The sequence below is a fragment of the Tenacibaculum aestuariivivum genome (assembly GCF_964507685.1).
GTDB classification, from domain to species: Bacteria; Bacteroidota; Bacteroidia; order Flavobacteriales; family Flavobacteriaceae; genus Polaribacter; species Polaribacter aestuariivivum.
The window spans coordinates 1,819,711-1,845,879 of record NZ_OZ208414.1; the positions used below are offsets into that span (position 1 = coordinate 1,819,711).

Here is a 26,169-nt window from a genome sequence, read left to right on the forward strand (position 1 = left end):
ATTTTTTATCAAAATAGAATGTTCTTATGTTAATGCGACCCTGAAATAAATTAAGGGTGACGAAGTTTATTTTTAAAAATTTCGGCATATTCTTTAATCACAGTTTTATCAAAATATGGTTCTTCATCAATTCGACCAATTACAGGAACACCTGTCATCTTTTTGATTATTTCTTCCGTGGTTTTATGTTCATCACCAGAAAAAATAATAGAAACGTCAAAACCTTTTTCTTTCAATAAATTTACGGTTAATAGGGTATGATTAATACTTCCTAAATAATGACGAGAAACTACAATTACTTTATAAGTAGGTTTTATAATATTTAAAATAGTGTCTGTATTATTTAAAGGAACAAATATTCCGCCAGCACCTTCTATAATTAAATTTTCGTTATCGGTTTTTGGTTCGATAATTTTAGCTAAATCAATAGTAATATTATCTATTTCGGCAGCAGCATGCGGACTCATCGGTGTTTTTAACGCATATGAATTTGGATGAATTATTGTTTTTTTATTAGAAATAAATTTCTTGATTTTATGAGAATCAGAATCATCTAATTCACCAGCTTGTATAGGTTTCCAATAATCAGCTTCTAATGCTTCGGTAAATATTGCCGACGCAACTGTTTTTCCTACTTCTGTAGAAATTCCTGTAATAAAATATGTAGCCATTTAAAAGATTTTTTACTTTAAACAAAAGTAGCAAGATGTTCTAAAACATTGGTGATTTCTTGTGTAGAATTATAAGAATGCAAACAAAAGCGTAATCTTTCTTCTCCTTTATTTACTGTTGGTGATAAAATTGGCTTTACATCAAAACCTTTTTCTTTAAGTTGTTTGGCAATTGTTTTTACTTTTTCATTTCCAGGAATGATACAACAATGAATTGCTGAATTACTTGCTATGAAATTAAGTTGCAATCTGTTAATTTCTTGTTTGAAAAATAAAATATTTTTCTGAAGATTTTCTGTTGCTTTATTTCTGATTAATTCGGAATATGCAAATTTTATGGTTGCTAATGAATGAGGAGATAATCCTGTGGTATAAATAAAGCTTCTCGAAAAATTGATTAAATATTGTTTCAATTCGTTACTTCCTAAAATAACAGCTCCATGGCATCCCATTGCTTTTCCAAAAGTGATTATTCTAGCAAAAACGGTACTTTCTATGTTTAATTCTTGTACTGATCCTTTGTTGAAAACTCCAACAGCATGCGCTTCATCTACAATAAAATGGGCATTATTTTTTTTGATGATTTTTGACATTGCTATTAAATCAGGCGCATCACCATCCATCGAAAAAATAGATTCTGTTACTACATAAATTTCAGCATCGCTTTTTAAGTGATGTTTATTTATTTTATCTTCTAAATTATGTAAATCATTATGCTTGAATTTAAAAGATTGCGCATTTGATAACTGAATTCCATCACGAATAGAAGCGTGAATAAATTCATCATATAAAATAATATCACCTCGTTGAGGTACTGATGAAAAAAAACCAATATTAGCATCGTAACCCGAATTAAAAATTAAAGCTTTTTCAGAATTATGAAATTGAGCGAGCTCTTTTTCGATACTATTATATAAATGATGATTTCCTGAAAGTAGGCGAGAACCCGTTGCGCCATTTTGCAAAATACTATTGTTAACTAAAAATTGATGTGTTTTATTAAAAATTATTTCAGATTTAGCAAATCCTAAATAATCATTGGATGAAAAATCAATTAAAGTAGTAGTGATGTTTACTTGTTCAAGTATTCTTAATGATTGGTTTTTAGTTCTATGAAGTAATTTAGCTGTTAGTTTTTTTGGAAATAGCATATCGTATAAAAATAAAAAAGACTTACAGGTAAATGTAAGTCTTTTCTTTTAAAGCTCCTCCTTTAGGACTCGAACCTAAGACCCTCTGATTAACAGTCAGATGCTCTAACCAACTGAGCTAAGGAGGAATGTTCATGTAGAACAAATATGTATGTTGTAGAAATTATCGGCTTCTACGTTGCCTTTATTTAATTTGCTCCTCCTTTAGGACTCGAACCTAAGACCCTCTGATTAACAGTCAGATGCTCTAACCAACTGAGCTAAGGAGGAATTTAAAACAAATAGTTTTAAAATGCGAGTGCAAATTTAAGTACTTTTTTAATATCTGCAAGCTTTTTTTAAAAAAAAAGTATAATTATTTTTTAAGGTAATGGTTTTTAGTTGTTTGTAGAGGTTGTTTGTATTTTAAAGTGGTTTTTGATTTTTGTTTAAAAAAAATAAAGCTGTCAAAATAAGCTTGAAATAAAGTTTTTTTTTTAGTAAAAGTTGTATTTTTGTAGCCATTATTCTTATTGACAGAAAAGCATAGTAAAATATATGGACAAGTTTTCGTTCTTGAACGCAGCACATACAGGTTTTATAAGTGATTTATATGAACAGTATCAAAAAAACCCTGATACAGTAGAGCCTAGTTGGCGGAGTTTTTTTCAAGGTTATGATTTAGCTAATGAAAATTATTCGTTAACAGATGAAGAAGTATCTGTAGAAGTGCCAGATGCAGTACGTAAAGAGTTTTTGGTAATTGATTTAATAAACGGTTATCGTACAAGAGGACATTTGTTTACTAAAACAAATCCTGTACGTGATCGTAGAAAATATACTCCAACATTAGATATTGATAACTTTGGGTTGAGTAATTCAGACTTATCTACTGTTTTTAATGCAGGGGGTACTTTAGGTATAGGTTCAACAACCTTATCTAAAATAATTGAACATTTAAAAGCTATATTTTGTGATAGTATTGGTGTTGAGTACATGTATTTACGTAGTCCAGATGAATTAAAATGGTGGCAAGATCGTTTAAGTAAAAATGCTAATCATGCTAATTATGATGAAGAGGCTAAAAAATACATTCTTACCAAACTAAACCAAGCTACCACTTTTGAAAGTTTTTTACAAACAAAATATGTGGGTCAAAAACGTTTTTCTGTAGAAGGAGGAGAAACATTAATTCCTGGAGTTAGTGTAGCACTTCGTGATGCAGCCGAAAAATACGGCGTAGAAGAATGTGTATTAGGAATGGCACACCGTGGTCGTTTAAATACTTTGGTAAACATCTTTAAAAAACCAGTTCGCGATTTATTTAGTGAATTTGAAGGTAAAGATTTTGAAGACCAAGATATTGATGGAGATGTTAAGTATCATTTAGGTTTAACTTTAAGTAAAGAGTATAAAGGTGGGCAAAAAATGAAGATGAATTTGGTTCCAAATCCATCACATTTAGAAACTGTTGATGCAGTTGCTGAAGGTATTGTTCGTGCCAAAGTAGATTTAGATTACAATGGTGATAATGGTAAAATATTACCAATATTAGTACACGGTGATGCTGCAATTGCAGGACAAGGTATTGTGTATGAAATAGCCCAAATGATGACCTTAAATGGTTACAAAACAGGTGGTACCATTCATGTGGTGGTAAATAATCAAGTAGGGTTTACAACCAATTATTTAGATGCACGTTCTAGTACTTATTGTACTGATGTTGCTAAAGTAACCCTGTCACCGGTATTACACGTAAATGCTGATGATGCAGAGGCTGTTTGCCATGCTATGGAAATAGCTGTTGAATATCGAATGAAATTCAAAAAAGACATTTACATTGATTTATTAGGATACCGTAAATACGGGCATAACGAAGGTGATGAGCCTCGTTTTACGCAGCCAGAATTATATAAAGCAATTTCGAAGCATAAAAATGCTAAAGAAATATATGCTGCAAAATTAATAGAAGAAGAAACAATTACAGCTGATTATGTAAAGCAAATTACAGCTGATTTTAAAGCACATTTAGAAACAGAATTTACAGAGTCTAAAAAGAAAACAACTTCTAAAATACAAGAATTCATGCCTGAGGTATGGGATGGATTTGTACGTAAACAGTTAAAAGACATGTTGCAACCAGTAGATACTACATATTCGGTTGAAGCATTAAAAGATATTGCTAAAGTAATTTCTACAACTCCTGAAGGGCATAAATTTGTTCGTAAAGCAGAGCGTATTTTACAAGGACGTCAAAAAATGGTATTTGAAGAAAATACTTTAGATTGGGGAACTGCAGAAAATTTAGCATACGGAACTTTACTAGAAGAAGGGTTTAATATTCGTATTTCAGGTGAAGATGTAGAAAGAGGTACATTCTCACATCGTCATGCAATTATGCGTGATGAAGAAACTTTAGAACGTGTTAATTTATTAAATACCAATACGAAGAATAAAGGAGAAATGACCATTTACAATTCCCATTTATCTGAATATGGTGTTTTAGGATTTGATTATGGATATGCCATGGCAGCTCCAAACACATTAACTATTTGGGAAGCGCAATTTGGTGATTTTGCCAATGGTGCACAAATTGTATTCGATCAATATATTTGTTCGGCAGAAGCAAAATGGAAATTACAAAACGGACTAGTAATGTTATTACCTCATGGATACGAAGGTCAAGGTCCTGAACATTCATCTGGTAGAATAGAACGTTTTTTACAGTCTTCAGCAATTGATAACTGGACCATAGCAAATTGTTCTACACCAGCAAATATGTATCATATTTTGCGTCGTCAAATGAAACGTGAATTTAGAAAACCTTTAGTAGTTTTTACTCCTAAAAGTTTATTACGTTCGCCAAAAGCAGTAAATTCGATTGAAGATTTAGCAAACGGAAGTTTTCAAGAAGTAATTGATGATAACATCGAAACTTCAAAGGTGAAAAAAATGGTATTCTGTACAGGTAAATTTTATTACGATTTACTAACAGAACGAGAGCAATTAGCAAGAGAAGATGTTGCTTTAGTAAGAATAGAGCAATTATTTCCATTACATAACGAACAAATAAAAGAAGTGATGGATAAATATCCTAATGTTGAGCGTTATGTTTGGGCACAAGAAGAACCTAAAAACATGGGGTCTTGGAGTTATATGTTAGAACGTTTTGAATTTGCAAAGTTAGAATGTGCATCGAGAGGTTACCATTCAGCACCAGCAGCAGGTTCAAGTGCACGTTACAAACGTCGTCACCAAGAAGTGTTAGACCAAGTTTTCGATTAAAAAGTAAAAAATAATTTCAGATATATAAAATTTAGTACTGATGATTTTAGAAATGAAAGTTCCTTCTCCGGGGGAGTCAATTACAGAAGTAGAAATAGCAACGTGGTTAGTTGAAGATGGTGATTATGTTGAAAAAGATCAAGCTATTGCCGAAGTAGATTCTGACAAAGCAACGTTAGAATTACCTGCGGAAGAAAGTGGAATTATCACTTTAAAAGCAGAAGAGGGAGATGCTGTAGAAGTTGGAGCCGTAGTGTGTCATATTGATATGAGCGCTGCAAAACCAGCAGGTGAATCTTCAACTGCAACAAAAGAAGAAGCTCCTAAAGTAGCGGAACCAAAAAAAGAAGCTCCTAAAGCTACAACCTATGCTACAGGAACAGCTTCTCCTGCAGCTAAAAAAGTGTTAGCGGAAAAAGGAATTTCAGCTGGTTCTGTAAAAGGAACTGGTAAAGATGGTCGTGTAACTAAAGAAGATGCTGTAAAAGCGGTACCTTCTATGGGAACGCAACCTACAAATGGTTCTCGTGGAACTGAGCGAAAAAAAATGTCAATGTTGCGTAGAAAAGTAGCGCAACGTTTGGTAGCTGTAAAAAGTGAAACGGCAATGTTAACTACGTTTAACGAAGTAAACATGCAACCAATTTTTGATTTGCGTAAGCAGTATAAAGAAGATTTTAAAGCAAAACACGGTGTTGGATTAGGGTTTATGTCTTTTTTTACTTTAGCAGTTGTTAGAGCGTTAGAATTATACCCTGATGTAAACTCTATGATTGATGGAGATTACCAAATTAAAAATGAATTTCAAGATATTTCTATTGCAGTATCTGGTCCAAAAGGATTGATGGTACCTGTAATTAGAAATGCAGAAAATTTAACCTTTAGAGGTGTTGAAAGTGAGGTAAAGCGTTTAGCTTTACGTGCCAGAGACGGACAAATTACGGTTGATGAAATGACTGGTGGAACATTTACTATTACCAATGGTGGTGTTTTTGGTTCTATGTTATCAACGCCAATTTTAAATCCTCCACAGAGTGGAATTTTAGGAATGCACAACATTGTAAACAGACCTATGGCTGTTAATGGTGAGGTAGTAATTCAACCAATTATGTATGTTGCATTATCGTATGATCATAGAGTTATTGATGGTCGTGAGTCAGTAGGATTTTTAGTAGCTGTTAAAGAAGCTTTAGAAAACCCTGTTGAGTTATTAATGAACAACGATGTTCATAAAGCGTTAGAAATGTAAACCAAATATTGGTTTTATATATATTAAAAAATCCTAAGTATGTTATTTACTTAGGATTTTTTTATATCTTTTAATCTACAATAAAAATAAAGATGAATTTATCTGAAAGCTTCTGGGATAATAAATACTTAAACAATAAAATAGGTTGGGATTTAGGTGAAATTTCACCTCCATTAAAAATGTATTTTGATCAACTAAAAAATAAAGAATTAAAAATATTAATTCCAGGAGGTGGAAATTCTTACGAAGCAGAATATCTTTTTAATAATGGATTTAAAAATGTTTTTGTGGTTGATTTATCTAAAACAGCTCTAGAAAATATAAAAAAAAGAGTACCTAATTTTCCAAAAGGTCAATTAATTTTAGGTGATTTTTTTGACCTAAATACTACTTTTGATTTAGTAATTGAGCAAACATTTTTTTGTGCTTTAAATCCAAATTTAAGACTAAATTATGCTAAAAAAATGAATGACCTACTAACTGAAAAAGGAAAATTAGTAGGCTTACTTTTTGATGCTATATTAAACGATAGCCATCCTCCTTTTGGTGGTAATAAAAAGGAATATATTACATACTTTAAATCTTATTTTAAATTTAATGTTTTTGAATCGTGTTATAATTCATATCAAAACAGACAAGGAATGGAGTTGTTTATGATATTTCAAAAGTTATAATTTATTTTTTTGATAAAAAGTATTTAATTCCCTTTTAATCGAGTCCATAAATCAGTTATTAATTTTTTTCCATCACGTTTGTCTTTAGGTTCTTCGGTAAAAATTACGTTACCAGAATTATCAATGGTAATTTTATACTTAAAAACAAAATTTTCAGCGTTTGGATTCATGCTTAAAAGTCCGAATCTTAAATCATTATAATAAAGTTCTTCATTTTCTTTATTGATGGTAAACCAACCTTTGGATATCGAAATCATACGTTTAACAGTTTCATTTTTGGTAAGACTACCTAATAGATGGTGATTTTTTTTATGTTTTGTAAAAGTTATTGGTTTTGTATCAAAAAAAGAATAATTAGCTAGTAAAAAAGCATCTTCTTTTTGTACGTTGGCACTCCAAAGTATGGTGTTTAAAGGAGAAGGTCTGGTGTCAATTTGTAAATATTCGATATTTTGATTTTCTAAAGCTTTTTCAAATTGATTAAAAGCCAACCATTTTAATAAAAAAGTCAAGACTAAATAAGATGAACTGATAATTAATCCCATTTTATTGTAAAAAGCACGTTTTTTATGAACCCGCTTTTGTGTCATGGCAAAAATAAGAAAAACTAAAAAAGGAATAGTATAAAGCGGGTCAATAACAAAAATGGTTTTAAAAGCCAATCGAATATTAAAAGGCCAAAACAATTGTGTTCCCCAAGTAGTATGTGCGTCTAAAATAGGATGTGTAACAAAAGCTAAAAAGAATAACCATGTCCAATCTTTAAAGTTTTTATATTTTTCGTAACGCTTTACAATCCATGCAAAAATAGGCGCAAAAAGTACCGAAAACACAATAGAATGTGTAAAACCACGATGTATATATAGTGCGGTTACTTTATCTGTAAACAATGAAGCAAGCACATCTAAATCAGGAATTGTACCTGCAATAGCTCCGTAAAACATAGCTTTGTTTCCAATTTTTTTTCCTAAAACTGCTTCGCCAACCGCAGCACCTAATATAATTTGAGTTAATGAATCCATATAGTACAAAAATAAATTAAGTAGCTTAAATAGGGGGTAGAATTAGTAGTTTTATAAAAAAAGTCTCGAAGTTTTAACTTCGAGACTTTATCTGATAGTAAATTATTATGGTTTAATTAACTATTAGTTTTTTTGAATATATATAGCCTGTATTTGTTTGGTATCGTACTATATAGAATCCTTTTCTTAATTTCCGAGTATCAAAATTAACTCCTCTTTGGGTTTTAGAATATAAGTTTTGGCCATAGTAATCACTAATACTAATTATGGTGTTTTCAGTTTCATTATTAATACCTCTAGCACCTCTTCTATTGTCACCGCAATCAGGAAAGATAATACCTCTAATACCTTCGTTATTAATAGATCCTGATAAGTTTTGATATGAGCTATAATTGTTATGGCAAGGGAGTGGTTTATCTGGTGAAATTTGTCTATATATAGTTGTTGTACCACATGCATTGGTAGCTGTTATTTTAGCCTGAATATTGAAATTTAAACAAGTTCCGTATGCCATGGCTCTAAAATTAGAACCATTAAAGCTAACATGACAACCGTAATTTGAAATTTTTTCCCAAGTTGTAGTAGTTATTCCTTGGTTTTTAATATTGGTATTACCTTTACTTACCAAATTAACTCCAACTAAGTTATAATTAGGGTCTAATTCTGTTGTTATACTTGGTTTACCAACCCAAATTTGTTTTCGTATAGTTTGTGTAAAATTGTTACAACGTGTACTAGAAATTGTACCTTATAAAGTTATGTTGCCTGATAAAGTAGTGTTACTAGTAGTAGTTAAACTAACCGTATTGGTATTAGAATTATTTATAGTAGCTAAATTTGTGCCCGATGTAATTTGCCAAGAGTAATTTTCTGCTCCTGCAGGTAAGGTGTAGGTATTTGTACTAGCATTGCATATTACCTCATTTCCTGAAATTCCAATTTCTGATGTACTACATACAAATGAACAATCTTCAATTAAGTTAGTTTCTTCCTCTAGTTCATTTGCCAACCAATTACCATTTCTTGGTTGAAATGAAATATGTTTATTAGTTTATTGTGTAAATAAGGTATCAAAGCGTCCTTCTCTAATCTCAACTATTTCTCCTGTGGTAGGATGCTCAATATCAAACCAAAACTTACCCGAAACAATATTGTTTGTAAAATCTAGCTTAGTTATGGTTAATTCGCCTGTATACTGTGAATTAGTATATGAAAAATTCCCATTGGTTGTTGAGAAAACAAAGCCACAACCTGCATAAGCATTACCATCAGCAATTTCATCAAAAACTAAAGTTTCATTTTCAGAGATAGACTTTTCTTCGGTTAATATATATATATATACTGAGGGATTAAACCATCATCGTTTCCGCTTACGCTAAAAAAATATTTTCCATCAATAAATTGATAAAAACAATTAAAGTAGCCACCACTGGTATCAATAAAGCTTTGTCCATTTACTTTACAGGCAAAAGTACCTGCTCCTGTTTGTGTGGCTGGTGGTAGTGCTTCTGTATTATTGTCATCATCGTTTTTGCAACAACTAAGCGTTGCAATTAGTATTATTATATAAAATATGTTTTTCATAAGGTTTTAATTTTATTGTGTGAATTGAGCGTCAAAGCGTCCTTTGCGTATTTGTTTTATTTCTCCAGAATTATTAACGGCATCAAACCAAAATGTACCCGATACAATATTTTTGGTAAAGTCTAATTTGGTAATTGTAAGTTCTCCTGTGGTTATAGTATTAGTATCATAAGAAAAAGGTTCTGTAATACCAATATTATGTTCTCCACCATAACCAGAAGCGTCTTGCTCATCGCTTATGTTTAATGTGTAAGTATTTCCTTCTGTTATTTCAGCTCTTCGAGAAAAAACGTTACAATATTTTGAGAATTCACCAGTAGTGTCATAAAAAGAAATACTAAAATAGTAGTCACCGTTAATAAACTGATAGTAGCATTGAAAATTATTACCGTTTCCTTTAGGTATAAGTACGTCACCATCTATTAAGCATCCTGCTGTATTTTCTCCTGTTTGTGTGGCTGGTGGTAGTGTTTCTGTATTATTGTCATCATCGTTTTTGCAACAACTAAGCGTTGCAATTAGTATTATTATATAAAATATGTTTTTCATAAGGTTTTAGTTTTATCGGTGTCTTTCACTCCATTTTTTTGTAGTAAAACTCTGTTCTATTTTAATCTTTGTTCTTGAGTATAAAATAGTCCCATTTGTTAATGTAGTTTTAAATATCCAATCATATATTCCATTTTGGGTATAGTTGGCAAATATTTTTTTACCGCTAGCAAGTGTTTTATAACCACTACCATCGTTAAAATTTATTTGAATACTTTTAATAGTATTAGAGCTATTACTCAGTAGTAAATTTTGAGGTAATATAACTCCAAAATTTAATTTATTATATGATTTAACAGGAGATGCAAAAGCAACGGTTTGTTTGGTTAAATAAGGATTTTGCCATACACCATTAATATATCTGTCATAATATTTGTTGTTACTCACCGTAATTTTATTAGTACTTAAAGCATTTGGATTTAAAGTTGCATATTTGTAATACAAACCTGTAAGAACAATAGTACTTTTTTCTGTTTGATTGTACTTTTGACGTTGCGTTACCCAATTACTAGCAATATCTTCTAGTTTAGGAAAATATTGTGTGCTTGTGGTTACCTTCCCCATAAATAAGGTTTTGTATATATTTCCTAAAACACTAGCATCTACATATGTGCTATCTGTTAATGTGCCATTATAAGCAGGAACATTGGTAAATTCCATAGCATAGTCTAATAAAACTTTGTGTGGTATTCGGTTTTTATTTAAGCCTTGAAAAACAGAATTGATTTGGTTTTTCCAATTATTATTAACTTCTGTTTGTGCATTTAGCATTGAGTTAAAAAGAACAACACTAAGAAAGAGTAATACTTTTTTACTCACTAATTGATAGAATCTTAAATTTAGGAGTTCGTGAATTAAAAATTTCATAATTTTGTAATTGATTTTTTAGACATTTTTTTGTTTAACTTTTTAATTAACTGTTTTATTTCTGTAAAACGGTTTTAATTACTGCGTAAATAAGGTATCAAACCTACCATCTCGTATTTCAACCGTTTCTCCTGTAATAGGATGTATAACATCAAACCAAAATATACCTGATACAATATTTTTGGTAAAATCTAATTTGGTTATTGTAAGTTCTCCAGTATATTTTGAGTTTGTTTGACTTCCTTCACCTTGAGTAGATGATATGCTGAAAAATGCACTTCCAGAAGCATTACCATTTATTGATTCTAATAAAAATAATGTTTCTTCTTGACTGATCGTTCTATGAACAGTTCCTAATGAAATGCTCCAAGGTAAATTGGAATTTCTATAATTTTTATCTTCGCTACTAATCCCAAAATAGTATCCTCCTCCAGTAAGTTGGTAAAAACAATTAAAATAGCCACCACTGGTATCAATAAAGCTTTGTCCATTTACTTTACAGGCAAAAGTACCTGCTCCTGTTTGTGTGGCTGGTGGTAGTGTTTCTGTATTATTGTCATCATCGTTTTTGCAACAACTAAGCGTTGCAATTAGTATTATTATATAAAATATGTTTTTCATAAGGTTTTAATTTTATTGCGTAAATTTCATATCAAATCGACCGCCTCGGATTTGTCTTAAATCTCCATTGTGGTCAATGACATCAAACCAAAAAGTTCCTGATACTATCTGATTATTTAAATCAAGACGCATAATTGTTAATTGACCAGTTTTATTTGAATTAGTAAAACTAAAAGTACCATTAAAACCATACGCCCCACTAGTATTTCCCTCAGACTCTTCGATTAAGTTATATGTTTTTCCTTGTACAATTTCTTTAGCTATAGTAGAGAGAGAGTACATTAAAATTTTCATTTTTTTTGTTTCCTTGTAATGCAAAATAATAGCCCCCATTTACAAATTGATAAACACAATCTAATGGGTTTGTACCTCCGCGGGGTATAAAAGCCTCTCCGTCTAATAAAGCTCCAAAGGTATTTGCTCCTGTTTGTGTAGCAGGAGGTAAGGCATCAATTGGGTTTTTTAGTTCATCGTCTTTATTACAGTTTATAAATAATAGTGTAATTGTTAAAAGTATTAGTGATTTTTTCAGAAGTAGTATATTTTTTATAAAAACAAAAAAGATATACTGATAATCAAAGCTTTATGGATGTTTTGTTATTTAGCAATAAAGTTATGTAGTTAAAAAATGTAAAGGTATTTAGATAGATAATATTCTTCATGGTAACAAATGTTACTAACGATTATTTATTATGCTACTAACTTTGCAGTAACTTAATTGAACTGTAGCATGAAAAATAAATTATTAATACTATCCTTTATATTATTTTCTCTTTTAGTAAAAGCACAAGAGGTAATCCTTATCACTAAAAATGAGGTTCTTACTAAAGTAAAAGAAAATAACAATACTATAAAAATGTCTAATCAAGATGTTTTAGTTGCTAAAGCTGATTATAATCAAACTAACGCTATTTTTTTACCAAATATTACGGCATCACACACGGCAATGGCAACGACAAATCCGTTGATGGCTTTTGGTTTTAAATTGAATCAAGAAATACTAACACAAAATGATTTTAATCCTGCTTTATTAAACAATCCTTCGCAAACAAACAATTTTGCGACTAAAATAGCAGTAGAACAACCGTTATTTAATCTTGATGGAATTTATCAGCGAAAAGCAGCCAAAGCAAAATTAAAAGCTACTACTTTTCAACAAGAACGAACGAACGATTATATGCAATTGGAAGTTGAAAAAGCTTACATGCAATTGCAATTAGCTTATAAAATGTTATCAGTTTTAGAAAAAACACAAGAAACAGTCAACGAAAATAAACGAATAGCTATCAATAATTTTAAACAAGGGTACTTGCAAAAATCAGATGTATTAGCGGTTGAGGTTCGTGTTGCTGAAATAGCAAATCAATTGCAATATGCTAAAAGTAGCATTGAAAATACGTCTAATTATGTATCTGTTTTAATGAATGATAAAATGACGGTAATTTTAAAACCATCAGATTCATTAACTATAATATCAGATGTTATTGCTATTGAAAAATTACCCGAAAATAGGGCTGATATTAAAGCGATGCGTTTGGCAAAAGAAGGTTATAAAAATATTCATAAAGCAAATAAAATGAGTTTTTTACCTCGATTAAATGCTTTTGGAAGTTATGAATTGTATGATGATGAAATTTTTAAAGCCGATGCAAACGGTTATTTAGTTGGTGTTGAATTAAGTTGGGATATTTTTAAAGGTTCAAAACGCTTTGGGAAAACTCAAAAAAGTAAAGCCGAATTAGAAAAATCAGAAATTGCATTTGAGCAGTATCTTGCTAAAAGTAACATGGAACTTAATAATGCAAAACGAATGTTAATAGATGCTAAAAATAATTTAAATCTGACACAATTAGCATTATCACAATTGGCTGAATTATTGCGAATTAAAAAAAACAGGTTCGAACAAGGTTTAGAAAAAACTACCGATTTATTATCCGCAGAAACCAAATATGCACAAAAACAATTAGAATATTATCAAACAGTTTTTCAGCATAATTACGCAAAGGCTTATGTACAATTTTTAACCAAAGAATAATTTTAAGATGAAAAAATATTTATACACAATCGCACTTGTTTCTATATCTTTTTTAATAACAAGTTGTGGAAACGATACTAAAAAAATATCAGAAGATACTTCAATACCAATTGCTGTAAGAGTCAAAAAAGTGGAAGCAACAAATTCAAGTTTATTTGTAACTGCAAGCGGAAAAACTCAAGCCGTACAAAGTGCCGATTTAAGTACTCGAATGATGGGTTTTGTAAATGAAGTTTATGTAAATGTTGGCGATAAAGTAAAGAAAGGACAATTATTAATTGCCATCAATAATGCCGATTTACAAGCAAAACGTGCGCAAGTAAATGCAGGGATTACTCAAGCAAAAGTAGGGTATAAAAATGCTGAAAAAGATTTTACACGTTTTAAAAATTTATTAGCTGAAAATAGTGTTTCTCAAAAAGAAATGGATGATATGACAGCTAATTTTCAAATGGCAAAAGCACGTTTAGAAGCGGCAAATCAACAAAAGAATGAAGTTAATTCTCAGTTTAAATATACAAATATAACGGCTCCTTTTTCAGGTGTAATAACTAGCAAAAATATTGAAAAAGGTGCGATGGCAAATCCTGGAATGTCATTATTATCAATTGAAAAACCGAATGAATTTGAAGTAATTGCAATGGTTTCAGAAAGTGAAATTTTGAAAATTAAAAAAAACTCGGAAGCTACTGTTATTGTAAAATCAATTAATCAAAAAATAAAAGGAAAGGTTACTGAAATTAGTACATCAGCAAAAAATACAGGAGGACAGTTTTTAGTAAAAGTAGCGTTAGATAAAACACCAATTAAAATTTTATCAGGAATGTTTACTACGGTTCAATTTTTTACTTCAGAAACAACATCGAAAATTACTGAAAATACAAAAATAAACGCCACAAATAAAGTGTTAATTCCTAAAAATGTTATTGTTACTAAAGGTCAACTTTCGGGAATATATACGCTAAGTCAAAGTAATACAGCCGTTTTACGTTGGTTGCGTTTAGGACGCTCTTTTGGTGAAAATATAGAAGTATTATCAGGTTTGTCGGCTGATGAAACTTATATAATCAATGCAAAAGGAAAACTTTATAATGGAGTTAAAGTTACAATTCAATAATTAAAAATTGCGTTAGGGATAGTAGTGGAAATCCTTTTTTTGCTGCCATATATGGCAAAAAAAGATTGCAACGGATAGCCCGTTTAAACGCCCAAAAATAATAAATAATATGAAAGAAGGTTTAGCTGGTAAAATTGCCAAAAGCTTTATAGGTTCTAAACTTACCGTGCTTTTAATGATCGTTTTTATGGTTGTTGGAGTGTATAGTTCGTTTTTAATTCCGAGAGAGGAAGAACCGCAAATTGATGTACCAATGGCAGATATTTTTGTTGGATATCCTGGTGCGAGTCCTACGGAAGTAGAATCGAGAGTGATAAAGCCTTTGGAAAAATTAATTTCGAATATCAAAGGAGTAGAGTATGTGTACGCAACAGCAATGAACGAGAAAGCAATGGTTATTGTTCAGTTTTATGTTGGCGAAGATATTGAACGTTCGTTTGTGAAATTATACAACGAAATTAATAAACATATGGATAAAATGCCGAAAGGTGTTACGTTTCCGTTGATAAAAACAAGAGCTATTGATGATGTGCCAATGTTGGGGTTAACGCTGTGGAGTGAAAATTATACAGGATATCAGTTAAGCCAAATGGCAGAAGAGCTTGAAGGAGAAATTAAGAAGATAAATGATGTAGCGATTACGCATAAAATTGGTGGTAGCGATAGGCAATTACGAGTTGTTTTAGACAAAGATAAATTAGCTTCATCAGGTTTAGATTTTTTAACGGTTTCTGAAATGATTAAGGCGAATAATAGTCAGTTAAGTTCGGGAAGTTTTATTAAAAATGATACAGAATTTTTAGTGCAAACAGGTAATTTTTTAGCTTCTGTTACTGATGTAGAAAATTTAGTAGTTGGCGTTCAGCAAAATAAACCTATCTATTTAAAGCAAATTGCAACGATTATTGATGGTGCTGAAATTCCTCAAAATTATGTGAGTTTAGGTTTTGGAAAAGCAAGTGAAAAATCAACAAATTATAAATCTGAATATCCTGCAGTTACTATTTCGGTAGCAAAACGAAAAGGAGCTGATGCTATGAAAATTGCCGATGTAATTTTAGCAAAAGTTACACATTTACGTTCAACTTTAATTCCTGATGATGTACATGTTGAGGTTACCAGAAATTATGGAGAAACTGCTTCGCATAAAGTATCGGAATTATTGTTACACCTTATCGGTTCTATTATTGCGGTTACTTTGGTAGTAATGTTAGCGATGGGTTGGCGTGGTGGTTTGGTGGTGTTTTTATCTGTTCCAATTACTTTTGCATTAACGTTATTGAGTTATTATATGCTTGATTATACGTTAAATAGAATTACACTTTTTGCCTTAGTTTTTGTTACAGGAATTGTAGTGGATGATTCCATAATTATTGCCGAAAATATGCACAGGCATTTTAAAATGAAGCGTTTGGCGTTTAAAGAAGCTGCTTTATATGCGATTAATGAAGTTGGGAATCCTACAATTTTGGCAACTTTTACAGTAATTGCCTCTGTTTTACCAATGGCTTTTGTATCTGGATTAATGGGGCCTTATATGGCACCAATGCCAATTGGAGCATCTATTGCAATGATCTTGTCATTATTTGTGGCTTTAACAATTACGCCTTATTTAGGGTATATTTTCTTGAGAGAAAAAGATAAAAAAGGAGCAGTTGAAAAAGTTAAAAAACCTTTAGAAGAAACCTTAATTTATAGAATTTATAATAAATATGAACGTCCTTTATTAGAGAATAAAACAAAAAGGTGGGCATTTTTAGGAGGTACTTTTATCGTTTTATTAGGAACAATGGTATTGTTTTTTACAAAATCGGTAGCTGTTAAAATGTTACCTTTTGATAATAAAAATGAATTTCAAGTAGTAATTGATATGCCTGAAGGAACTACTTTGGAAAGAACAGGCGTGGTTACACAAGAAATTTCACAATATTTAGCAACCCGCCCAGAAGTTGTAAATTATCAAAACTATATAGGAACTTCTGCACCGATAACTTTTAACGGTTTGGTACGTCATTATGATTTACGTGGCGGAAGTAATATGGCAGATATTCAAGTTAATTTAATTGATAAAGGAGAACGAACTATTCAAAGTCATGATATTGCAAAATTATTTCGTCCTGATATTCAAAAAATAGCTTCAAAATATAATGCCAATGTAAAATTAGTAGAAGTTCCGCCAGGACCTCCTGTTTTATCGACCATTGTTGCTGAAGTTTATGGACCTGATTATAAAGAGCAAATTAAAATTGCTAATAGTATTCAGAATATTTTAAAAAATACAGATGATGTAGTAGATATTGATTGGATGGTAGAAGATGACCAAACAAAATATCAATTTGAAATTGATAAAGAAAAAGCGATGTTGTACGGAGTTACTCCTAAACAAATTGCTTATACCATGAATATGGCACTTTCTAACCGAGCAATTACGAATTTATATGATGAAAATTCGGTAAATCAAGTTGGTTTGGTTTTAGCTTTAGATGAAAAAGAAAAATCAAGCATTGCTGATATTTCTCAATTGAAAATAAAATCCAAACAAGGAAATATGGTGCCAATTTCCGATTTAGTAAGCATCAAAAAAACAATTGCAGCAAAAAGTATTTATCGAAAAAATCAAAAAAGAGTAGTATATGTAATGGCTGATATGGCTGGAGAATTGGAAAGTCCTGCGTATGCAATTTTAGGAATGGAAGAAAAATTAAAACAAATAAAACTTCCTGAAGGTTATAAATTAAACGAAATGTATTTAGGTCAGCCAGCTTATGAAGATGATTACACCGTAAAATGGGATGGAGAATGGCAAATTACGTTAGAGGTTTTTAGAGATTTAGGAATTGCATTTTTAGGAGCAATTATCTTAATTTATATTTTAATTGTTGGATGGTTTCAAAACTTTAAAGCGCCAATTGTAATGATGGTTGCAATTCCATTATCATTAATTGGAATTGTTTTAGGACACTGGATTATGGGCGCATTTTTTACCGCAACTTCATTTATTGGGATGATTGCCTTAGCAGGAATTATGGTGCGGAATTCTGTTTTATTGATTGATTTTATCAACCTAAGAATTGCTGAAGGAGTGCCTATAAAACAAGCCGCAATTGAAGCAGGAGCTGTGCGTACAACGCCTATTTTATTAACTGCAGGAACAGTAGTTATTGGAGCATTTGTAATATTATTTGATCCTATTTTTCAAGGATTGGCAATTTCATTAATGGGCGGAACAATTGTATCAACAATTTTAACATTATTAGTTGTGCCATTAGTGTATTATATGATTGAGCGTAAAAATTACAAATAAGTATAAATTTAAAAAAAGAAACAAAATGTTAAATAAATATTTCAGAATTATAGTAGGAACTTTTGTATTGTTAAGTGTTGTATTAACCGTTTATGTGAATCCAAATTGGATGTGGTTTACCGTATTTATTGGTGTGAATTTAATTCAATCAGCATTTACAAAGTGGTGCTTATTAGAAACCATTTTATCAAAAGTATTTAAAATTAAATAAGTTAATATCATTTATTATAATAATTAAACCTCATGCTTTTTGTATGAGGTTTTTTGTTTTATCAGAATTTTAGTAACATCATATTTAAAAAAGTACTTTTACATTTGTAAAAATGTGTAGTATAATTTTAAGATGACAGAAAACAAAGAATTAGATCTTGCCGTTCAGTTTATAGAAAAAACAGATAGAAATCTTTTTATCACAGGAAAAGCAGGTACAGGTAAAACTACTTTTTTGCATAAAATAAAAAATGAATCCTTAAAAAGAATGGTTATTGTGGCGCCAACAGGTGTTGCCGCAATTAATGCAAAAGGAGTAACGATTCATTCTTTTTTTCAAATGCCATTTGGTCCTATTTTACCAAATCAAATTTCTAATACTACTAATCAGCAACGTAAGTTTAATAAAACAAAAATTGATATTATTAAATCATTAGATTTAGTAATTATTGATGAAATTAGTATGGTTAGAGCTGATTTATTAGATGGAATAGATCAGGTATTAAGGAAATATAAAAATAGAAATAAAGTTTTTGGAGGAGCACAGGTTTTAATGATTGGTGATTTACAACAATTATCTCCCGTTGTGAGACCTAATGAATGGAATTTATTAAAAGAACATTATAAATCTGTTTATTTTTTTAGTAGTAAAGCTTTTCAAGAATCGAATACAATAGGTATTGAACTAAAAAAAATATATAGACAGAAGAATGATGTTTTTATCAAAATATTAAATGAAATTAGAAATGATTCTTTATCTCCTGATTCAGAAAAAATATTAAATGAAAGGTATAATCCTGATTTTGAACCTCAAAAAAATGATGGATATATAACATTAACAACTCATAATAAAAGAGCAGACGCTATTAATACCTTAGAATTAGATAAATTAAAACAAAAAAATAAAGTTTTTACTGCTGAGATAACCGGTAAATTTAGTGAAAGTGCTTACCCAAATAGTAAAAAATTATTGTTAAAAGTAGGAGCGCAAGTAATGTTTATCAAAAATGATAGTTCTCCTGAAAAACGATACTTTAATGGTAAAATAGGTAAAATAACCCTTATAGATGATGATGTGATTTATGTAAAATGCCCAAATGATAGTGATGAAATAGAAACAAAAAAAGAAATTTGGGAAAACATAAATTATTCAATTGATAATGAAACTAAAGAAATAAAAGAAGAGGTTGTAGGGGCGTTTACACAAGTACCTCTACGTTTAGCTTGGGCAATAACCATACATAAAAGTCAGGGTTTAACATTTGAAAAAGCAATTATTGATGCTGAAGCTTCCTTTGCTCATGGGCAAACCTATGTTGCACTTAGTAGGTGTACTAGTTTAGAAGGCATTGTTTTAAAAACTAGAATTGGTAATAATTCTATTATTAATGATAAAACGGTAGATTCTTTTAACAAAAATGTAAATGAAAATGTACCTGATGAAACTGTTTTAAGTGAATCAGAAAAAACATATCAATTAAATTTAATATCAGAATTATTTGATTTTAAAGCTTTTTTATACCCAACAACACGAGCTATTGATATTTTTTATCAAAATCAAACTAGTTTAAATGGTATTATGATAAATCATTTAGAAACTATTAAAGATAAAGGAGTTATTCCTTTATTAAAAGTAGCTAACAGTTTTAAAGTACAATTAAAACAACTTTCTGAAGATAATATTTTAGCTGAAAATAGTGATGCTATTAATGACCGATTTATAAAAGCAATTACATATTTTATTAAGCAAACAGAAGAGTTTATAAAAAAACCATTAAGTGGAATTTCATTTTCTACCGATAATAAAGCAGTTCAAAAAGATTTAGAAAAACAAATTTATACACTTCAAGATTTAGTATCAATAAAATTATTTTGTTTTTTAAAGTTACAAAATGGTTTTGATGTTAAAAACTACCTTAAAGTTAGAGTAAATGCTATACTTCAAAATATTGAAAAACCTAAGAACAAAACAATTTCATCGAGAGATCCAGTTTTAGCATTAAGTTTACGTGAACTCAGAGATCAAATTTCTAAGAGAGATGGTGTTGCTCATTTTCAAATTTTTACACAAAAAACATTATATGCAATTTGTGATGCTCTTCCAAAAACAGCTCAAGAATTGTTAAAGGTAGATGGAATGGGTAAGGTAAGAGTGCAAAAATATGGGGGTCAAATTTTAGATGCTGTTGAGCTATATTGTAAAAAACAAGGTATTAAAAGCGTAATTAAACTAGGTGTAAATAAAGAAGTTGTAAAGACAAAAGAATTAAAAATTTCAACAACAGAAATAACTTATAAATTTTTTAAAGAAGGAATGTCTGCTCATCAAATAGCTACAAAAAGAGGTTTAACATTAAATACTATTGAAAAACATTTAGCCAATTATGTTGCTATTGGCGATATTGATGTGCTAGATGTTATTCCTTTAAAAAGGTATAAGAAATTAGTCCAATCAATAGAAGAAGCAGACTTTAAAACCTTAGCAGAGTTGAAGAAAAAAGTAAACAAAGAGTTTTCTTTCACGGAGTTAAAAATGGTTTTAAAATCATTAGATTTATAATAGTAATTAACTCTAAGTAATATAAATAAATGCATAACTTTGAAGCATATTCCTGCTTTTCGCACTCGCTCTCTACGAGGAGCTCAAACAATTGCTTCAATCAGGGCTAAGCCTTTTAATTAAATTTAAAGATAACATCAATGTATTTTATTTTTTAAAAACTAGTATCTAGTTTACATAAAATACTACAATAAAAAACCAGTCAATATTGACTGGTTTTTTATTGTAGTAAGCTGTTTTTATAGTTCTTACAAATTAAAACCGATGTTTACACCAAGTTTTTCAGCAATTATAGCATTAATTCGTTTTTTAACCTCCGGTATTTTTACACTTTCTAAAACGGTATTAGCAAATGCATACATTAATAATGCTTTTGCTTCTTTTTTAGGAATACCACGCTGTTGCATGTAAAATAAAGCGTTTTCATCTAACTGTCCAATAGTGCAACCGTGTGAACATTTTACATCATCAGCAAAAATTTCTAGCTGAGGTTTAGCATTTATGGTAGCCTTATCACTAATCAAAACATTATTGTTTTGTTGATATGCATTTGTTTTTTGAGCTTCTTTTTCAACAACTACCTTTCCATTAAAAACAGCTGTAGATCTACCACCGTAAATACCTTTGTAGTCTTGATGAGATTCACAGTTAGGTTCAATATGATGTACTAAGGTATGATGATCTATGTGCTGTTTACCTTCACTAATGGTAATTCCTTTTAAAATAGAATCAATATGTTCTCCTCTTTGATAAAAGTTTAAGTTGTTACGTGTAATATTTCCTCCAAATGAAAAAGTATGTACTGAAACAATACTGTTTGATTTTTGCTCTACATAAGCATTATCAATCAAAGAAGCATTTTCATTATCATTCTGAATTTTATAAATATCTACTGTAGCATCTTTAGCGGCAAAAACCTCTGTTACTGCATTTGTTAAAACAGGATTAGCCGTTAGGCTTTGATGACGTTCAATAATTTGAACATGAGCATTTTGTTCTGCTACAATCAAATTACGGGGTTGAGTCATAACAGCATTATCAGAGCCTGTAGTAAAGTAGATAATTTGTATAGGTTTTTGTACCTCTATATTTTTAGGTATAAAAATATAAGCCCCTTCGTTAGCAAATGCCGTATTTAACGATGTTAAATTGTCTTGCTTAGCTATTTTATTGAAATGTTTTTCAATAACAGCTTTGTATTTAGGTTTAGTTAATGCTGATGACATTAAACAAACATCTATAGTATCGTGTGTAGTTTCAGATAAAAAAGAACTATATTTTCCGTCAATAAATACAATTTTATAAGTATCAATATCGTGAATAAAATATTTCTTTACATCTGCTAATTCTACAGCCGTATTAGAATTCGGAAAAATACTATAATCTTGTTTTAATACCGTATTTAAAGAAGTGTATTTCCAAGCTTCTAATTTTTTAGTAGGAAAACCTAGTTCTTCAAAATTTTGTAATGCTTTCGTTCTAATATCATGAATATCAGAATCCACATCTACGCCATTCTCAAATGCTACGTATGATGCGGTTAGTTTTTCTTTTAATTCCATTTTCTTAAGAATTAACTTCTTCTTTAATCCAATCGTATCCTTTTGCTTCTAATTCTAAAGCTAAAGAAGCATCACCAGATTTTACAATTTTACCATCGTATAAAACGTGTACAAAATCAGGAACGATATAATCTAATAAACGTTGGTAATGTGTAATAACAATTACTGCGTTATCTTTAGATTTTAATTTATTAACTCCGTTAGCAACAATACGTAAAGCATCAATATCTAAACCAGAATCAGTTTCATCTAAAATAGCTAATTTAGGTTCTAACATTGCCATCTGAAAAATTTCATTACGTTTCTTTTCACCACCAGAAAATCCTTGGTTTAAAGAACGTGATAAAAATTTACGATCTATTTCTAATAATTCTGATTTTTCACGAATCATTTTTAACATATCCTTTGCTGGCATGTCTTCTAAACCTTTAGCTTTACGGTTTTCGTTAATAGCTGTTTTAATAAAATTAGTAACAGAAACTCCAGGGATTTCTACAGGATATTGGAATGATAAAAACACGCCATTGTGTGCTCTTTCTTCCGGGCCTAAATCACTAATATCTTCGCCATTTAAAGTTATTGATCCGTTAGTAACTTCGTATTCTTCTTTTCCTGCAATAACATTTGCTAACGTGCTTTTACCAGCACCGTTAGGGCCCATTATTGCGTGAATTTCACCGGCTTTAACTTCTAAATTCAATCCTTTTAAAATTGATTTATCTTCTATGTTAGCGTGTAAGTTTTCTATTTTTAACATTGTAATATATGTTTGTTATTGGCTATTAACCAACGCTTCCTTCTAAACTAATTTCTAATAATTTTTGTGCTTCTACTGCGAATTCCATTGGTAACTTATTTAGTACTTCTTTACTAAAGCCGTTTACGATTAATGCAATTGCCTTTTCGGTATCTATTCCACGTTGGTTACAGTAAAATAATTGATCTTCACCAATTTTACTTGTAGTGGCTTCGTGTTCTATTTGTGCCGATTTGTTTTTTGTTTCAATATATGGGAACGTGTGTGCTCCACATTCATTACCCATTAATAAAGAATCACATTGAGAAAAGTTACGTGCATTTTCGGCACGAGGTCCTATTTGAACTAATCCTCTATAACTGTTTTGTGATTTTCCTGCCGATATTCCTTTTGATATAATGGTTGACTTAGTGTTTTTACCTAAATGAATCATTTTAGTACCAGTATCTGCTTGTTGATAATTATTGGTTACTGCTATTGAATAAAATTCACCAACCGAATTATTTCCTTTTAAAATACAACTTGGATATTTCCATGTAACTGCTGAGCCTGTTTCTACTTGTGTCCAAGAAACTTTTGCATTGGTTTCGCAAATAGCTCTTTTAGTTACAAAATTGTAAACACCACCTTTTCCTTCTTTATTACCAGGATACCAGTTTTGAACGGTAGAATACTTAATTTCGGCATCGTCCATAGCTATTAATTCAACAACTGCGGCATGTAGTTGATTTTCATCTCTACTAGGAGCAGTACACCCTTCTAGGTAAGAAACATAACTTCCTTTATCAGCAACAACTAAAGTTCTTTCAAACTGCCCTGTTCCTCCTTGATTAATTCTAAAGTAGGTTGATAATTCCATAGGACATCGAACACCTTTTGGAATATAACAGAAAGATCCATCAGAAAATACTGCTGAATTTAATGCTGCATAAAAGTTATCAGTAGTTGGTACAACGGTTCCTAAATATTTTTTAACTAATTCAGGGTGTTCTTGAATAGCTTCAGAAATAGGCATAAAAATAATGCCTTTTTTACCTAATGTTTCTTTGAAAGTAGTGGCAACAGAAACTGAATCCATTACAATATCAACAGCTACGTTGGCTAATTTTTTTTGTTCATCTAAAGAAATTCCTAAACGTTTAAAAGTATCTAATAATTCAGGATCAACTTCATCTAAACTATTTAATTTTGGTTTTTCTTTTGGTGCCGAATAGTAAGCAATATCTTGAAATTTTGGTTTTTCATAATGAACATTAGCCCATTCTGGTTCTTCCATTTTTTCCCAAACTCGAAAGGCTTCTAAACGCCATTCGGTCATCCATTCAGGTTCGTTTTTCTTTTTAGAAATTGCACGAACTACATCTTCACTTAACCCTTTTGCAAAGGTTTCACTTTCTATATCTGTATAAAAACCATATTCATATTCTTTGGTTTTTAACTCTTCTCTTAAATCGTCTTCGGTATACTTGCTCATAATTGAGTTGTAATGTTATAAAGAAAAACTTTCTCCGCAACCACATGTGCGGTTTGCGTTAGGATTGTTAAATACAAAACCTTTTCCATTTAAACCTCCAGAATACTCTAAGGTAGTTCCTACTAGGTATAGAAAACTTTTTTTATCAACAATAATTTTTATGTCGTTTTCTTCGAAAATTTTATCGTTTTCTTGCTTGTTTTTATCAAAGGTTAAGTCGTATGATAGTCCTGAACAACCGCCACTTTTTACCCCAACTCGCACAAAATCTGTTGTAGCATCAAAGCCGTCATCAGTCATTAACTCGACAACTTTTTTCTTTGCTGTGTCTGAAACTTTTATCATTTTTTTTAGGTGGATTAACTCTAAATAAGTTACAAATATACAATATAAGTATCATTTAATTACAGAACATTTGATAGGGTTTTGTAATACCTTTATTAGAAAAATTTATTATTCTTGAAATTGTGTATTGTTAACAAATTCATTATCAGAAAGAGAAAGAAGAAAGGTTTTTAAATCGGCTTTATCTTTTTCGGAAAGTTGTACACCTCCAGAATTTACTTTTTTCATTAACGGGTCAATGGTTGGAGAGTTTTTTAAGCCTGTTGAATAATGATTTATAACGGCTTCTAAAGTAGCAAAACGACCATCATGCATATATGGAGCAGTAAATTTTAAATTACGAAGTGATGGTGATTTAAATTTTCCATTATCATTAGGATCACCAGTTACGTTTCCTAAGCCTAAATCGGTAAAAAAAGTGTCTAAACCATTATTGTGAAATTTATTATCAGTCCATAAAGGATTGTTATTACTTCCGTGACAATGAAAGCAATCTCCACGAGTTTCATCCATAAAAACATCAAATCCATTTTGTTCTTCTAGTGTTAATTGTGTTTTTGCTAATAGGAATTGATCAAATTTAGAGTTGCCCGAAATTAAAGTTCTTTCAAACTGTGCTAGTGCTTTGGTTATTAAAGTTGAATCTATTTTTGAAGTTTGAAAAGCTTGTTTAAAAAGTGTTGGGTATTCAGCGTGATTTTTAATTTTTTGAGCAACATTTGTCCATTCACTATGCATTTCGATGGGGTTTCGAACGGGTTCTAGTGCTTGGTTTTCAAGGCCTATTTCTTTTCCGTCCCAGGTAAATTTATCGTCAAAATTCCAAGCTAAATTAAATAGAGGCATTGAGTTTCGTGTGCCAAATTTACCATCAACACCATCACTAAACTGAGTACTATCTGTAAAGGCTTTTTTTGGGTCGTGACAGCTAGCACATGATTGTGTGTTGTTTTTTGATAATATAGGATCAAAAAAAAGTTTTTTACCTAGCGCTATTCCTTCTATAGTTAAAGGGTTATTTGTAGGAATAACAGGAGTAATTAATTTTTGTTGAAATAGTTCGGGTATTTTTAAAGCTACAGGTGTAGGTGTGTATACATCTACTTCTTTTGACGAGCAATTAGCCAAAAGAAGTAATAGTAAAATGTATATA

The 26,169-nt window shown here is 30.5% G+C and carries 24 protein-coding genes and 2 tRNA genes; 8 read left to right on the top strand and 18 right to left on the bottom strand.

Annotated features, from left to right (window positions below; genetic code table 11):
- Nucleotides 1-50 precede the first annotated feature (50 nt).
- The 4 genes from bioD to ACN5J4_RS08015 form a co-directional block, all read right to left on the bottom strand.
- On the bottom strand, nucleotides 51-671 hold the full coding sequence (bioD, locus tag ACN5J4_RS08000) for a dethiobiotin synthase (RefSeq protein ID WP_418649490.1): 621 nt from the start codon (nucleotides 669-671) through the stop codon (nucleotides 51-53).
- A gap of 17 nt (nucleotides 672-688) precedes the next feature.
- The gene (locus ACN5J4_RS08005; RefSeq protein WP_418649491.1) at nucleotides 689-1,822 is read right to left on the bottom strand and encodes an aminotransferase class I/II-fold pyridoxal phosphate-dependent enzyme; all 1,134 of its coding nucleotides are present in this window, start codon (nucleotides 1,820-1,822) and stop codon (nucleotides 689-691) included.
- 54 nt (nucleotides 1,823-1,876) lie between these two features.
- Nucleotides 1,877-1,950 (bottom strand) — tRNA-Asn (locus tag ACN5J4_RS08010).
- Nucleotides 1,951-2,018: 68 nt separating this feature from the next.
- Nucleotides 2,019-2,092, bottom strand: a tRNA-Asn gene (locus ACN5J4_RS08015).
- A 267-nt stretch (nucleotides 2,093-2,359) separates the two neighbouring features.
- Here ACN5J4_RS08015 and ACN5J4_RS08020 point away from each other — a divergent pair.
- From ACN5J4_RS08020 to ACN5J4_RS08030, 3 genes are all read left to right on the top strand, one after another.
- A complete protein-coding gene (locus ACN5J4_RS08020; protein WP_418649492.1) occupies nucleotides 2,360-5,086 on the top strand; it encodes a 2-oxoglutarate dehydrogenase E1 component in 2,727 nt (908 codons plus the stop codon).
- Nucleotides 5,087-5,126: 40 nt separating this feature from the next.
- Nucleotides 5,127-6,335: a 2-oxoglutarate dehydrogenase complex dihydrolipoyllysine-residue succinyltransferase gene (gene odhB, locus ACN5J4_RS08025; protein ID WP_418649493.1), complete on the top strand. Its 1,209-nt coding sequence runs from the start codon at nucleotides 5,127-5,129 to the stop codon at nucleotides 6,333-6,335.
- Between the two features lie 92 nt (nucleotides 6,336-6,427).
- The gene (locus ACN5J4_RS08030; RefSeq protein WP_418649494.1) at nucleotides 6,428-7,009 is read left to right on the top strand and encodes a methyltransferase domain-containing protein; all 582 of its coding nucleotides are present in this window, start codon (nucleotides 6,428-6,430) and stop codon (nucleotides 7,007-7,009) included.
- A 23-nt stretch (nucleotides 7,010-7,032) separates the two neighbouring features.
- Here ACN5J4_RS08030 and ACN5J4_RS08035 read toward each other — a convergent pair whose 3' ends face one another.
- From ACN5J4_RS08035 to ACN5J4_RS08075, 9 genes are all read right to left on the bottom strand, one after another.
- Nucleotides 7,033-8,031 carry a metal-dependent hydrolase gene (locus ACN5J4_RS08035; protein ID WP_418649495.1) on the bottom strand — a complete coding sequence of 333 codons (999 nt, stop codon included), beginning with the start codon at nucleotides 8,029-8,031 and terminating at the stop codon, nucleotides 7,033-7,035.
- 112 nt (nucleotides 8,032-8,143) lie between these two features.
- Complete coding sequence (locus ACN5J4_RS08040) at nucleotides 8,144-8,659, bottom strand: T9SS type A sorting domain-containing protein (protein ID WP_418649496.1); 516 nt, start codon at nucleotides 8,657-8,659, stop codon at nucleotides 8,144-8,146.
- Nucleotides 8,660-8,779: 120 nt separating this feature from the next.
- Complete coding sequence (locus ACN5J4_RS08045) at nucleotides 8,780-9,040, bottom strand: hypothetical protein (protein ID WP_418649497.1); 261 nt, start codon at nucleotides 9,038-9,040, stop codon at nucleotides 8,780-8,782.
- A 42-nt stretch (nucleotides 9,041-9,082) separates the two neighbouring features.
- Entirely contained in the window at nucleotides 9,083-9,367 is a 285-nt protein-coding gene (locus ACN5J4_RS08050) for a DUF6252 family protein (protein WP_418651151.1), read from the bottom strand.
- Nucleotides 9,355-9,615: a hypothetical protein gene (locus ACN5J4_RS08055; protein WP_418649498.1), complete on the bottom strand. Its 261-nt coding sequence runs from the start codon at nucleotides 9,613-9,615 to the stop codon at nucleotides 9,355-9,357. The genes ACN5J4_RS08050 and ACN5J4_RS08055 overlap by 13 nt, the downstream gene beginning before the upstream one ends.
- Before the next feature lie 12 nt (nucleotides 9,616-9,627).
- Nucleotides 9,628-10,164 (bottom strand): hypothetical protein, encoded by a 537-nt coding sequence (locus ACN5J4_RS08060; protein WP_418649499.1) that lies wholly within the window; start codon nucleotides 10,162-10,164, stop codon nucleotides 9,628-9,630.
- 12 nt (nucleotides 10,165-10,176) lie between these two features.
- Nucleotides 10,177-11,031 carry a hypothetical protein gene (locus ACN5J4_RS08065; protein WP_418649500.1) on the bottom strand — a complete coding sequence of 285 codons (855 nt, stop codon included), beginning with the start codon at nucleotides 11,029-11,031 and terminating at the stop codon, nucleotides 10,177-10,179.
- A gap of 78 nt (nucleotides 11,032-11,109) precedes the next feature.
- Entirely contained in the window at nucleotides 11,110-11,652 is a 543-nt protein-coding gene (locus tag ACN5J4_RS08070) for a hypothetical protein (protein WP_418649501.1), read from the bottom strand.
- A gap of 12 nt (nucleotides 11,653-11,664) precedes the next feature.
- On the bottom strand, nucleotides 11,665-11,934 hold the full coding sequence (locus ACN5J4_RS08075) for a hypothetical protein (RefSeq protein WP_418649502.1): 270 nt from the start codon (nucleotides 11,932-11,934) through the stop codon (nucleotides 11,665-11,667).
- A gap of 448 nt (nucleotides 11,935-12,382) precedes the next feature.
- Between ACN5J4_RS08075 and ACN5J4_RS08080 the strand changes: the two genes are divergently transcribed.
- The 5 genes from ACN5J4_RS08080 (at nucleotide 12,383) to ACN5J4_RS08100 (ending at nucleotide 20,878) form a co-directional block, all read left to right on the top strand.
- Nucleotides 12,383-13,687, top strand: coding sequence for a TolC family protein (locus tag ACN5J4_RS08080; RefSeq protein ID WP_418649503.1), 1,305 nt, complete (start codon nucleotides 12,383-12,385; stop codon nucleotides 13,685-13,687).
- 7 nt (nucleotides 13,688-13,694) lie between these two features.
- Nucleotides 13,695-14,804 carry an efflux RND transporter periplasmic adaptor subunit gene (locus ACN5J4_RS08085; RefSeq protein WP_418649504.1) on the top strand — a complete coding sequence of 370 codons (1,110 nt, stop codon included), beginning with the start codon at nucleotides 13,695-13,697 and terminating at the stop codon, nucleotides 14,802-14,804.
- A gap of 109 nt (nucleotides 14,805-14,913) precedes the next feature.
- A complete protein-coding gene (locus tag ACN5J4_RS08090) occupies nucleotides 14,914-18,108 on the top strand; it encodes an efflux RND transporter permease subunit (protein WP_418649505.1) in 3,195 nt (1,064 codons plus the stop codon).
- 25 nt (nucleotides 18,109-18,133) lie between these two features.
- Complete coding sequence (locus ACN5J4_RS08095) at nucleotides 18,134-18,319, top strand: YgaP family membrane protein (RefSeq protein ID WP_101917832.1); 186 nt, start codon at nucleotides 18,134-18,136, stop codon at nucleotides 18,317-18,319.
- Between the two features lie 132 nt (nucleotides 18,320-18,451).
- Nucleotides 18,452-20,878, top strand: a complete 2,427-nt coding sequence (locus tag ACN5J4_RS08100; RefSeq protein ID WP_418649506.1) for a helix-turn-helix domain-containing protein — start codon at nucleotides 18,452-18,454, stop codon at nucleotides 20,876-20,878.
- A gap of 248 nt (nucleotides 20,879-21,126) precedes the next feature.
- Here ACN5J4_RS08100 and sufD read toward each other — a convergent pair whose 3' ends face one another.
- From sufD to ACN5J4_RS08125, 5 genes are all read right to left on the bottom strand, one after another.
- Nucleotides 21,127-22,440, bottom strand: coding sequence for a Fe-S cluster assembly protein SufD (gene sufD, locus ACN5J4_RS08105; protein ID WP_418649507.1), 1,314 nt, complete (start codon nucleotides 22,438-22,440; stop codon nucleotides 21,127-21,129).
- 4 nt (nucleotides 22,441-22,444) lie between these two features.
- Nucleotides 22,445-23,197: a Fe-S cluster assembly ATPase SufC gene (gene sufC, locus ACN5J4_RS08110; protein WP_418649508.1), complete on the bottom strand. Its 753-nt coding sequence runs from the start codon at nucleotides 23,195-23,197 to the stop codon at nucleotides 22,445-22,447.
- 25 nt (nucleotides 23,198-23,222) lie between these two features.
- Complete coding sequence (sufB, locus tag ACN5J4_RS08115) at nucleotides 23,223-24,671, bottom strand: Fe-S cluster assembly protein SufB (RefSeq protein WP_418649509.1); 1,449 nt, start codon at nucleotides 24,669-24,671, stop codon at nucleotides 23,223-23,225.
- A gap of 15 nt (nucleotides 24,672-24,686) precedes the next feature.
- Entirely contained in the window at nucleotides 24,687-25,016 is a 330-nt protein-coding gene (locus ACN5J4_RS08120; protein ID WP_418649510.1) for a HesB/IscA family protein, read from the bottom strand.
- A gap of 108 nt (nucleotides 25,017-25,124) precedes the next feature.
- Nucleotides 25,125-26,144: a cytochrome-c peroxidase gene (locus tag ACN5J4_RS08125; protein WP_418649511.1), complete on the bottom strand. Its 1,020-nt coding sequence runs from the start codon at nucleotides 26,142-26,144 to the stop codon at nucleotides 25,125-25,127.
- Nucleotides 26,145-26,169: the final 25 nt, after the last annotated feature.